The sequence below is a fragment of the Pseudomonas sp. P5_109 genome (assembly GCF_034009455.1).
Classification (GTDB): domain Bacteria; phylum Pseudomonadota; class Gammaproteobacteria; order Pseudomonadales; family Pseudomonadaceae; genus Aquipseudomonas.
Genome location: NZ_CP125380.1, coordinates 3876509 through 3888621, shown reverse-complemented (window position 1 = coordinate 3888621; position 12113 = coordinate 3876509). Strand labels below are relative to the sequence as shown.

Sequence of the window (12113 nt, the reverse complement as noted above, 5' to 3'; positions counted from 1 at the left end):
GGGCGGGATTCGTTTGCAGCAGGCACGCCCCCGAAAATCGGGAGCCCGGTGCTTACGACGGGAACAGTTCGGACAGTTTCATCGCCAGCATCATGTCGCCTTCAGCGCGCAGCTTGCCGCCCATGAACGCTTGCATGCCGTCAGTCGAACCGTCGACGATGCCTTCCAGGGTTTCGCCGTCCATCACCAGAGTCACCTGGGCGTCCGGGTTCTCGCCTTCCTGCAGCTCGCAAGTGCTGTTCTTGACGATCAGCGAGAAGTTCTTGGTGTCGTCGATGCGGAAACCGAAGACCAGGTCCAGACCGGCAGCAGCGGCTGGGTTGAACTTGGCTTTCATTGCTTGTACGGCGTCTGCTACGGAGGTCATGGTTCAATCCTTTCTTGGGTAATAAGAGCTGGGTGATTACAGCCAGGGTCACAATAGTCCGGACTCAGCGAAACGTGATGAGTTCCGGTGCCTTCAACAGTTGCAGGTGCGCATGACCGTTGAAGGAAGCCAGGGCCACCTCGCGACCACGAAACTTAAGCTGGTTGAGCGAGGTGTTGACGATTTGCCAGTTCAATTCAAAGGCCTGCCGGGCAGGCATTTGCGTAATCAGGTGGAGCAGGGCAGTGATGGTGCCGCCGGAGGTGAACACGGCGATTTTCTGGGTGTTGTCGGCCTGGTCGAGAATACGATGCAAGCCGGCCCGCACCCGCTCGACAAAGCCCAGCCAGCTTTCCAGCCCCGGTGTGTCATAGGTGCCGGCAAGCCAGCGCTCGATGATCAGGGCGAAGATACGCTGGAACTCACCACGGTTTTGCGCGGCGTTGCGCAAGATGTTCAGCGCTTCGGGCTCGTCCGGCAGCATGGCCGGCAACAACGCGCGGATCACTGCATCGGCGTCGAATTCGTTGAAGGCGGAGTCGGTTTCCAGGATCGGCACCGGCAGGCCCACCGCGGCGAATTGTTCCAGCGCGCTGTTGGCCGTGTGCTGCTGGCGGCGCAGGTCGCCCGCCAGGCAGCGGTCGAAGCTGATCCCCAGTTCGGCCAGGTGACGGCCAAGGATTTCAGCCTGACGAATGCCGGTCGGCGACAGGACGTCATAGTCGTCTGCACCAAAGGAGGCCTGGCCATGTCGAATCAGATAGATACTGCCCACGTCCGCGTCTTCCCGGTACGTTGAAGGTTTGGCGAGGTTATGAGGATGGCGGTGAGCTGTCAATGAAAAAACATACGCTTGTTTGAAATGCCCGTTACACGCCTGTTGCCTGAGGTTTCACGGCTGGTCGCAAGGTCGACGCATGGGTATGCTGGAGGTATCCCGCGCGCGTTCAAGCCGCGCATCGTTTGAGGAGTCCCCGTGGAGTTTTTTTCCGAGTACGCCATTTTTCTGGCCAAGACCGTGACCCTGGTGATCGCCATCCTGGTGGTCCTGGCCAGCTTTGCGGCCCTGCGCAGCAAAGGGCGGCGCAAGTCGGCCGGCCAGTTGCAGGTCAGCAAGCTCAATGATTTCTACAAAGGACTGCGCGAGCGCCTGGAGCAGACCTTGCTCGACAAGGACCAGCTCAAGGCCCTGCGCAAGACCCAGGCTAAAACCGACAAGAAACAGAAGAAAAAGCCCGAAGCCAAACCCCGGGTGTTCGTGCTGGATTTCAACGGCGATATCAAGGCTTCGGCCACCGAAAGCCTGCGCCACGAAATCACGGCATTGCTGACCCTCGCCACTCCGAAGGACGAAGTGGTGCTGCGCCTGGAAAGCGGCGGCGGCATGGTCCACAGCTACGGCCTGGCCTCCTCGCAACTGGCGCGTATCCGCGAAGCCGGCGTGCCCCTGACCGTGTGCATCGACAAGGTCGCGGCCAGCGGCGGCTACATGATGGCGTGCATCGGCCAGAAGATCATCAGCGCGCCGTTCGCGATCCTCGGCTCGATTGGCGTGGTCGCACAGTTGCCTAACGTCAATCGCCTGCTGAAAAAGCACGACATCGACTTTGAAGTGCTGACCGCCGGTGAATACAAACGCACCCTGACGGTGTTTGGCGAAAACACCGAGAAGGGCCGGGAGAAGTTCCAGCAAGACCTGGACATCACTCATCAACTGTTCAAGAACTTCGTGTCGCGGTATCGCCCGCAACTGGCGATCGATGAAGTGGCCACCGGCGAAATCTGGCTCGGTGTCGCGGCGCTGGACAAGCACCTGGTCGACGAACTCAAGACCAGCGATGAATACCTCGCTGAACGTGCCAGCAAGTCCGAGCTCTATCACTTGCACTACGCCGAACGCAAAAGCCTGCCAGAGCGCATCGGCATGGCCGCCAGCGGCTCGGTCGATCGCGTGCTGCTGAGTTGGTGGAGCCGTTTGACCCAGCAACGCTTCTGGTAGCAGGGCAGGAGATCGTGCAAAACATCCAGCCGGGGCATTAGCCCCGGTTTTTTTGGAGGCTTTCACTGATTTGTAGGGCACGGCCCTTTGTAGGAGCCGGCTTGCTGGCGATGGTCGTTAACGATAACGCGTGTGGGCTGGATAAACGCGGCGCACTTGAGTCCATCGCCAGCAAGCCGGCTCCTACAGTTTGGTGTTCACATCTTTTCGACCAGGACGCAGTCCCTTGTAGGAGCTGGCTTGTCAGCGATGGTCGTCAACGATAACGCGTGTGACCTGGATAAACGCGGCGCACTGGAGGCCATCGCCAGCAAGCTGGCTCCTACAGTTTGGCGTTCACATCATTTCGACCAGGACGCGATCTCCTGTAGGAGCTGGCTTGCCAGCGATGGTCGCTAACGATAACGCGTGTAAACCGGATAAACGCGGCGCACTGGAGGCCATCGCCAGCAAGCCGGCTCCTACAGTTTGGCGTTCACATCATTTCGACCAGGACGCGGTCCCTTGTAGGAGCTGGCTTGCCAGCGATGGTCGTTAACGATAACGCGTGTGACCTGGATAACCGCGGCGCACTGGAGTCCATCGCCAGCAAGCCGGCTCCTACAGTTTGGTGTTCACATCATTTCGACCGGGACGCGGTCTCCTGTAGGAGCTGGCTTGCCAGCGATGGTCGCTAACGATAACGCGTGTAAACCGGATAAACGCGGCGCACTGGAGTCCATCGCCGGCAAGCCGGCTCCTACAGTTTGGCGTTCACATCATTTCGACCAGGACGCGGTCTCCTGTAGGAGCTGGCTTGCCAGCGATGGTCGTTAACGATAACGCGTGTGAACCGGATAAACGCGGCGAACTTGAGTCCATCGCCAGCAAGCCGGCTCCTACAGTTCCCCGGGAGTGCGTGAAGAACCTTTTTTATGGAGACTAATACCTTAAGAGGCAAGTGTTTATCCGTTGCTCAGTGCTGCCATGTTATTTTTGGAGTTCGAACAAGACGGTTGCTGATATTCCAATCCAGGACCCTTCCATTATCGCCATAAGTGCCCAGCGCCTTGATCAGTGAGTCAATGTTGGCAAAGCGAATTTCATCCATGGCGCTGATCAGTCCTTTTTGCAAATAAACACTATCGCCATCAACCGATATTGGAAACGCCGATGGTCCTGGCGCGAAAGCATCAAACTTAAACTGGAATTTATAACGGCGGTCGAGCATAAACATCCCGGGTTCATTGAGTTGCTCTTGTAATGTAGTCGGGAGGTCAGGGTATGAAGACCATGGCAGCTCTATGCTGTCCATTTCACCTGGAACCTGTTTAAAACCATTTGACTCCAAGGCATCAAGCAGGCTCTCAAGGCTGTTGAAGCGAACTTGGTCAATGTTTGGCCATGCTTCGTGTTCAATATGGATTAGAGTATTGTCAGTCTTTATGGGGGTGTAGCCAATATCGCCATTGGCATCGCAGTATAAAATGGCGAGATAACTAAAATCTTCTTCTTCCCACAGTATTTTGAATGCGGAGTTGCGGGCTTCATCTGGTGTATACATTGTGCAAAATCCTTTTGCGGTTGGTTTGGGTGTTTCAAGCTATATCGCGGAAAACAAAAAATGCATGACGCGGAATGTATTGCTGGAGTTTTCAAGTTTATATTGTGATGTTGGTTTTCTGGCTGGTCAGTTAGTTTGAGTTGTGCTCCGCTTTTTTGCCTGCAACTACTTGCCCGATGTCCTCCACCGCACGGCGAAATCTCTGTAGGCAGCAGGCGACCGTTCCTGCTTTCGGCAACGCGGTGGCTGGCTATGTTGGTGTTCCAAAAATAGTTGCCATGGAATGCACATGAATGACCATCCGACACCGCTTCATCCTGAGCCTGCGTCGCTGCGCGAAACACTGAAGTCTGTGGTGAGCACGGCTCTGCCGCAGTCTCCCGAGCAATTCGGTGCACAGTTGATCAAGGAGAAATGGGGGCAAGACATCGACCCGCAAACCGCCATGCTGGTCACCCTGGATTACCGCTACCACGGGCACCCTGCGCAAGACGGTATCGAGCAAGGTCAGGTGGCAAACACGCAAGCGTTGGTGCAGGCGCTGCTGGCGAACTACCAGACCGTTGGCGACGGGCGTTTCGCCGAAAGCGCATTTGGCTTGTACACACCGCCCGATGTCGGCCCGTCCATTCGTATTGTGGAGCATGTCGATGAATTCGCCGACCACGGCAATGGCAACCACCATACCTACGAAGGCGTCTATCGCCAGACCACGCCTCAGGCGTATGGACCGGCAACACAAATTGCCCTCAGGCCGGCCGCGTTCAAGCAGTGGGTGTGGGAACTGGATTTGCAAACCCGCTATCAGGCGTACCTTGATCGTGCCTGGCCCTCAGACAAGCGAATCGCCCAGGCGGCGCCTTACGACCTGAGAACCTCGACCAAGGCTGCCTTTATCATGAGCGCCTGCCTGCAGCATCAGGAGGGCAGTTTGACACGGGAGGGCCTGGCCCTGGCCATGCAGGCCGCCGGGTTGCCAGCAGAGCAGGCGTGGAGTGCGTTGACCCTCGATCAGGTACAGGCACCCACCCGTGTCGGCGCGCCGATCGAGGTCGGTCGGCTGACGATCTATCGCTACACATCGAACGATATCTGGTGTTATCGCCACCGTCACAGCGGCCGGGTCTTGCTGAACATTCCCGGTAACTCCTCACCCTTGCATGAGTTCGCCGATTTGCCGCACCTGCGCCAATGGATCGTGGCCCAAGGCAAAGAGGCCGCCACACGGCAAGCACTGGTCGCGCATTTTGCCGAGGACGATCGTGAAGATGGCACCTTCCACGCAGGCGTATTGACAGCATTGGAGGGCATGGCGCTCTACCCGAAGGAACACTGGCTGACAAGGAGCGCAGGGCTGTTCAATGACGACGGCTTCTGGGACCCACAGGATTACATCGATCTTGAGCGTGCGTCCTCAAGCACCGATCCGTTCGCCCAGTTGGTACTGAGTATGAAGCAGTCGTCCATGGCCGGCGTCAAAACCATCCGTGACGATGCCCAGGTCAATCGCGACAACCTGAGCGCGGTGGTGGAGCCTCTGGTGCAATGGATCAACCGGTTGGGGCCATTGGCGTTGTTCATTCCGGGAGGCGAGGGCATCCTGGTGCTGGCCGGCCTGATCGACGCCGGTTACGGCCTTGATCAGGCCGTCAACGGCAAGACACCGGAACAGCGCTCCGAGGGTGTGACGCGCACGGTGTTCGGCTTGCTCAATGCGCTCCCGCTGGCCGGGGCGGCGATGGCACTCAAGGGCGAAGAGAAAATCGCCGGATCGCTGCACGCGCCTCGGGAGCCCGGGAGCGGGCTGCATCTCGAAACACCACCCGAGCCCGCACCCGGATCGATTCCGGTGTCCGTGTCAACACGCGTGGAGCTGATACGTGGTGTTTGCGCGCCGCTGGCTGACTTCAGCGATGAGGTGGTGGCGCAGATCGCCCGGGTCAGCACGGTCGACGACGATATGCTGCGCTTGATGCAGTCAGGCCACCCGCCAACACCGATGTTGGCTGACACCATCACCCGCTTCAAGCTCGATCAGGCGCTCGAGACCGTCGCCGACCCGCAAACACGGGCTGGATTGTTCAACGCCCGCTATCAGGCATTGCAGCACACGGACCAGCAATGGGTTCGTCTGTTTCAGCGCGAATACCCCGGATTACCGAAAAGTGTGGTGGAGCAGATTCTCGACCGTTCGGGGATCGACATCGAGCGGTCCGTCGATGCTGACGAGGCGCTGCAACTGTTCAAGCGTCTGGACAACAAAGCGCGCGAGTACCAACAACATGTTCGGCTCAACCGGGCCTATGAAGGCCTCTACTTGCGTTCGGTCTCGCCTGCCGAAACCGATGTGCTGGCGTTGCATTCCCTGGAGCGCCTGCCCGGTTGGCTCAAAGGCCTGCGAGTCGAAGTGCTCGACGGCTCCATCAGTGGTCGGGTCCTGGACCGCTGCGGTCCGCTGGATTCCGAGGATTGCCGGCGTTTGATCAAGGTCGGTGATGGTTATCGCTACTGCGCAGTGGCGGCTACCGACGGCGAAGGTGCGGATGTGTTTACCGCGCTGGTCGATCTGTTGTCCGGGGAGGAACGTGCTGCGCTATCGCTGGACTCGCCAGCTGCGGCCAGGCAGTTGCGGTTGCGTATTGGCGCGCATGCCTTGTCCCGCTCCGAGTTGAGGGTCGGCCTCGATCGAATGGATTCGCGTCTGCCCTTCGAAGCACGAGGGTTGCGCGGTGGCAGCTTCCCGAATACGCCACAGGCCGCGGCGCTGACCCACGGCGTCATGCGTCTGCAGATCAAGGATGTTTACCCGGATTTCACCGATGCCCAGGCGGATGAGCTGCTGATTAACGCAGGTGCCGGGGCGCAAACGCTGGTGGGTCGCCTGATTTTCGAGATGCAGCAGTTGCATTCCGATCTGCGCCTATGGGTCGACCAGTCCGTGCTGGATGTCGATGAAATGGACGTGGATTTTCTGACTGTGAACGATGACGAGGCCGCGGGCATGAGTCCCCAGCAGATCGCAGCGCACAATGTCGAACTGCTGCAAACCGTGATCGATTGCGAGCGTGAAACGCGAATCGAGCTGGGCGATGAACTGATGAGCATTTGGCAAAAATGCCCGCCCCAGATCAATAGAGTGGTGTCGGGCGAGGTGTTTTCCGGCTACAGGCTGGATTTGGGGTTCGAAGATTACCATCGGTTGCCGACGATGAACGTGCGCTTCAATGAGGTCGTCGAGCTATCGATGCAGGGCCTGAGCCTGGTCGAGCGCGAGAGCTTGGGCAACTTTCTCGAAAGTTTTCCGAATCTGCGTTCCCTGAACCTGGAGCGTGTCGACCTGCGGCGGTTAAACGCAGACGGCGTGCTGGAAGGTGTGCTGCCTCGATCGATTCGGCAAATGAACCAGCTCACAACGCTCAACCTGCGTTCCACTCTACTGCAGCTTGAGGAGAACACGGCCGCACAGTTTGCTGATCTGCTGAGCTTGCAAACGCTGGATCTGAGTGACAACCCTTTGACCGTCCCGCCTGTTGTTCTGGGGCTCAAGGAGTTGCGTGTGCTGAACTTGAGAAACACCGGCATACGCCATTGCCCGATTGGCATTGCCGATCAGCCGTACCTCACCTCGCTTGACTTGCGAGGCAACCGGATCAGCCGGGTTCCCCACGCGATCCTGAATCAGGCGGTCTCCCGGGATCGGGTGAAGCTGTGGGGTAATCCATTGACGGATGAAGAGACGTTGTTGCGCCTGGTCGATCATCGTGAGCGCACTGGAATCAATCTGTGGTTGAGTGAACCGGGTGCCGATTATGGCAGTGCGACGCCCTGGCTGGGGGAGGGCGATGAAAGCGTGCGCGAGGCGCGGCAACAGATCTGGCAACGATTGGCCGGCAAGCCATCGGGCAGTGCGTTGCTCCGGGTCATGGATGGATTGAGCCTTACGGCGGATTTCCAGGTGGGTTATCGGTCGCTGCAGGCACGCGTGTGGCGCTTGCTCGACGAGGCGGATACATCAGAAGAGTTGTGGGGTTGGCTGCGCCAGTGCGTCGAAACGCGGATGGCCGATGGGCAAAACCCGTTCAGGTTGTTCGTGGTGCTGGAGGATCGAGTCCGGCTCTACCGCGACTGGGTCGCCATGGGGCGGCCGATACCGCTGGTGGATCATCCGGTGTTCTAGCGCGAAGGATAAAACCCCTTGAACCCCGGGGCCGGGGTCCAAGGGGTGACAGTCAGCGGCGACGGAACAGCGGCAGCGGTTCGTCGGTAGCGGCCTGATAGGTCACCGAGAAGTCCTTGAGGCCTTCAAGGGCTTCGTGCGGATCTTTGTCGGCGCGAATGGCGAACGCGTCGAAACCACAGCGATGCATGTAGAACAACTGGTCACGCAGCACGTCGCCAATGGCCCGCAATTCGCCCTTGAAACCGTAACGGTCACGCAGCAGGCGGGCGTTGGAGTAGTTGCGGCCATCGGTGAAGGCCGGGAAGTTCAGGGCAATGACCTGGAACCGCGCCACGTCTTCGCCGATTTCCTCGGCTTCTTCATCGGCATCAAGCCAGATACCCAGGCCGCCGTCGCGGGCCAGGAGCATGCGGCTGTGTTCGCGCCACAGCTGCAAGGGCACGATGAGGTCGTCGCAGTTGCTGATTTCGTCGATGTTGAAGTCCTTGGGCAGCAGGTGCCAGGTTTCGTCGACGACCTCGTTGTTCTTAATGATTCGCTGCATAGACACGCTCCTTGAAGAGGTCGATACCAATACGCTGATAGGTGTCGATGAAGCGTTCGTCTTCGGTACGTTGTTCGATGTACACGTCGATCAGCTTTTCGATCACGTCAGGCATGGCTTCCTGGGCAAAGGACGGGCCGAGGATCTTGCCCAGGCTGGCGTCACGGCTGGCGCTGCCGCCGAGGGAAACCTGATAGAACTCTTCGCCTTTCTTGTCCACCCCGAGGATGCCGATGTGGCCGACGTGGTGGTGACCACAGGCGTTCATGCAACCGGAGATGTTCAGGTCCAGTTCGCCGATGTCGAACAGGTAGTCCAGGTCGTCGAAGCGGCGCTGGATCGATTCGGCGATCGGGATCGACTTGGCGTTGGCCAGGGAGCAGAAGTCGCCACCCGGGCAGCAGATGATGTCAGTCAGCAAACCAATGTTCGGCGTGGCGAAGCCTTGCTCGCGCAGCTCGCCCCACAGGACGAACAGCTTGTCCTGCTCGACATCGGCCAGAATGATGTTCTGCTCGTGGGAGGTGCGCAGTTGCGCGAAGCTGTAACGCTCGGCCAAATCGGCCACGGCGTCGAGCTGCTTGTCGGTGATGTCGCCCGGGGCAACGCCAGTAGGCTTGAGGGACAAGGTCACGGCCACGTAGCCCGGCTTCTTGTGGGCCAGGGTGTTGCGCACGCGCCAGCGGGCAAAGCCCGGGTGCTGCTGGTCGAGCTCGGCCAGTGCGGCGGCCTGGTTTTCCAGGGCCTTGTAGTCGGGATCGACGAAGTGCTTGGCGACGCGATGCACTTCGGCTTCGGTCAAAGTGGTCTGGCCACCGCGCAGGTGCTCCATTTCCGCATCGACTTTCTGTGCGAAGACTTCAGGCGTCAGCGCCTTGACCAGGATCTTGATCCGCGCCTTGTACTTGTTGTCGCGACGGCCGTAGCGGTTGTAGACCCGCAGGATGGCGTCGAGGTAGCTCAACAGGTCTTGCCATGGCAGGAATTCATTGATGAATGCACCCACCACCGGCGTACGGCCCAGGCCGCCACCGACCAACACACGGAAGCCCAGTTCGCCAGCGGCGTTGTGCACCGGCTCAAGGCCGATGTCATGGACTTCGATGGCGGCACGGTCGGAAGTCGAACCGTTGACGGCGATCTTGAATTTGCGCGGCAGGTAGGCGAATTCCGGGTGGAACGTGGTCCACTGGCGAACGATCTCGCACCATGGGCGCGGGTCGATCAGCTCGTCGGCGGCGACGCCGGCAAACTGGTCGGTGGTGACGTTGCGCAGGCAGTTGCCGCTGGTCTGGATCGCGTGCATCTGCACGGTGGCCAGTTCAGCCAGGATGTCCGGAATGTCTTCCACGGCCGGCCAGTTGAACTGCACGTTCTGCCGGGTACTGATGTGGGCATAGCCCTTGTCGTAGTCGCGGGCAATCCTGGCCATCATTCGCATTTGCCGCGAAGTCAGTTGGCCGTAAGGCACGGCGACTCGCAACATCGGCGCGAAACGCTGGATATAAAGGCCATTTTGCAGGCGCAGGGGGCGGAATTCTTCTTCGCTCAGCTCGCCTGCCAGATAGCGTCGGGTCTGATCACGGAACTGCTTGACGCGGTCCTCGATGATCCGCTGATCGTAATCGTCGTATACGTACATATAAGTCCTGTTCTCAGGCTTGGGCCGGTCGGAAACAGCGGCGTTTTTTGGCTTGCTGGCGTCCGATAAAACCTCGGCAATTCTGCGCGCACGGCCGCGCACTCCCTATGGAGCCGGGGCACGATACCAGTTTGCGTTTATGCGTAAAAGTGATGTTTGAGCATATGTAAAGAACCAAATCGCCTAATGAGAATCGTTGTTGCAAAGACCCTGTTTGTGATGCGGGCAATCGTCGTCTTTACTCTGCTCGTGTCTTTATGCAATCACCGATAAAACCGACAAGAGGCGATGCAATGAGCAACCCAACCAAAGCAAGGAAAAGCGATAGCAGCGTTGATGCCTGGGCAATTTTGTTCCTGATCATTCTGGTCGTGGGGACGGCGGTTTTCTGGGTCAGCCACCAATAAACGACCCGGTCCGGGCCCGGTTCCGACGATTGTCCGACAAAAACCGGAAAAATCGCCGTTTTACGGAAGTTCGCTGGCTATAATGCGCGGCGAATTTCCGGGGGCTCGGACGACCAATGTTGAAGTTTCTGTATGGCGTATTGCTGACGCTGGGCATGGTCGTGGGACCTTGTGCCCAGGCGGAGTCAGTGCTGTTCCTGAATCCTGGAACCCCTACGGAAGCTTTCTGGGCGAGTTACTCGCAGTTCATGCAGGCCGCGGCGACCGACCTGGGGATGGACTTGCGCATCCAGTATTCGGATCGCGTCCCGGAAAACACCATCCACCAGGCTCGTGAAGCCCTCAAGGGTTACCATCGCCCCGACTACCTGGTGTTCGTCAACGAGCAATACATCGCCCCCGAAATCCTGCGCCTGGCCAAAGGCAGCGGGGTGAAGCTGTTCATGGTCAACAATGCCCTGACCCCGGATCAGATGAAGCTCGTTGGCGCACGACCCGACAAATATCCCGATTTGCTTGGCAGCCTGGTGCCCAATGACGAAGAGGGCGGCTACCTGATGCTCAAGGAACTGATCCGGCAGCACGGCCCGGTAGATCCCGGCCAGACCATCGAGTTGCTGGCTTTTTCCGGTTTGAAGATCACCCCCTCCGCGCAGTATCGCGAGAAAGGCATGCGGCGCGCCCTGGCCGAGCACCCCGAAGTGCATTTGCGCCAGTTGGTGTACGGCGGCTGGACCCGGCAGCGCGCCTACGAGCAAGCCAGGCTGTTGTTCAAGCGCTACCCGCAGACGTCGCTGGTCTGGGCCGCGAATGACGAGATGGTGTTTGGTGTGATGCAGGCGTATGTCGAGGCCGGCGGTGTGCCAGGCCAAGGCGTGTTGTTCGGCGCGATCAACAATTCACCCGCCGCGCTGCAGGCACTGCTCGACCGTCGCCTGAGTGTGTTGCTGGGCGGGCACTTCAGTCTCGGTGGCTGGGCACTGGTGCAATTGCATGACTACGATGAAGGCGTGGACATCAGCCAGTACGGCGGCCGTGATCGGCAGATTCCGTTGCTGCAACTGATCGATCGGACACAGGCCAAGCGGCTGCTGGCGATGGGGGCCGCGCAGGACTTCGGTGTGGACTTCCACAAGCTCTCGGCCAAGGGGCGTCCTGCGTCCTGGCGCTACCCGTTCACCCTGCAAACCCTGATGCACTGAGTCGCATCAAACCCCGGCCAGAAGCAGCACCAGCTTGACGATGCCGAACAGCGCCAATGCAAACACCACCGTGAACACAATCCCCAGAATCACGAAATGACTCGGCTTGCCGTGAGTGAAGTCACGCGCGCGGTTTTTCCCGCTCTGCACTCCGAACGCCGCTGCCATGACGCTGTGCAGCATTTGCCAGAAGGTCGGCGGCTTGTTGTCGACTGGATCGTCCATAAAT

At 59.0% G+C, this 12113-nt stretch carries 9 protein-coding genes; 3 read left to right on the top strand and 6 right to left on the bottom strand.

Annotation, left to right across the window (positions count from 1 at the left end):
- Positions 1-52: 52 nt before the first annotated feature.
- Both QMK54_RS17395 and QMK54_RS17390 read right to left on the bottom strand, forming a co-directional pair.
- On the bottom strand, positions 53-367 hold the full coding sequence (locus tag QMK54_RS17395) for an SCP2 sterol-binding domain-containing protein (protein WP_007976511.1): 315 nt from the start codon (positions 365-367) through the stop codon (positions 53-55).
- Positions 368-431: 64 nt separating this feature from the next.
- Positions 432-1142 carry a histidine phosphatase family protein gene (locus QMK54_RS17390; protein WP_110662637.1) on the bottom strand — a complete coding sequence of 237 codons (711 nt, stop codon included), beginning with the start codon at positions 1140-1142 and terminating at the stop codon, positions 432-434.
- Positions 1143-1343: 201 nt separating this feature from the next.
- On the opposite strand from QMK54_RS17390, the gene sohB reads away from it, so the two are divergent.
- Positions 1344-2366, top strand: coding sequence for a protease SohB (sohB, locus tag QMK54_RS17385; protein ID WP_110662636.1), 1023 nt, complete (start codon positions 1344-1346; stop codon positions 2364-2366).
- Between the two features lie 955 nt (positions 2367-3321).
- On the opposite strand, the gene QMK54_RS17380 is transcribed toward sohB, so the two are convergent.
- Positions 3322-3909, bottom strand: a complete 588-nt coding sequence (locus QMK54_RS17380; RefSeq protein WP_110659114.1) for a hypothetical protein — start codon at positions 3907-3909, stop codon at positions 3322-3324.
- 289 nt (positions 3910-4198) lie between these two features.
- Between QMK54_RS17380 and QMK54_RS17375 the strand changes: the two genes are divergently transcribed.
- Positions 4199-8086, top strand: a complete 3888-nt coding sequence (locus QMK54_RS17375; RefSeq protein WP_320400962.1) for a dermonecrotic toxin domain-containing protein — start codon at positions 4199-4201, stop codon at positions 8084-8086.
- A 52-nt stretch (positions 8087-8138) separates the two neighbouring features.
- Here the strand turns inward: QMK54_RS17375 and QMK54_RS17370 are convergent, their stop codons facing one another.
- Positions 8139-8633, bottom strand: a complete 495-nt coding sequence (locus QMK54_RS17370) for a DUF934 domain-containing protein (protein ID WP_110659110.1) — start codon at positions 8631-8633, stop codon at positions 8139-8141.
- Complete coding sequence (locus tag QMK54_RS17365) at positions 8617-10275, bottom strand: nitrite/sulfite reductase (protein WP_223592242.1); 1659 nt, start codon at positions 10273-10275, stop codon at positions 8617-8619. The genes QMK54_RS17370 and QMK54_RS17365 overlap by 17 nt, the downstream gene beginning before the upstream one ends.
- Before the next feature lie 523 nt (positions 10276-10798).
- Here QMK54_RS17365 and QMK54_RS17360 point away from each other — a divergent pair.
- Complete coding sequence (locus QMK54_RS17360; protein WP_110659106.1) at positions 10799-11884, top strand: ABC transporter substrate-binding protein; 1086 nt, start codon at positions 10799-10801, stop codon at positions 11882-11884.
- Positions 11885-11890: 6 nt separating this feature from the next.
- On the opposite strand, the gene QMK54_RS17355 is transcribed toward QMK54_RS17360, so the two are convergent.
- Positions 11891-12109, bottom strand: coding sequence for a DUF2970 domain-containing protein (locus QMK54_RS17355; RefSeq protein ID WP_103393137.1), 219 nt, complete (start codon positions 12107-12109; stop codon positions 11891-11893).
- Positions 12110-12113: the final 4 nt, after the last annotated feature.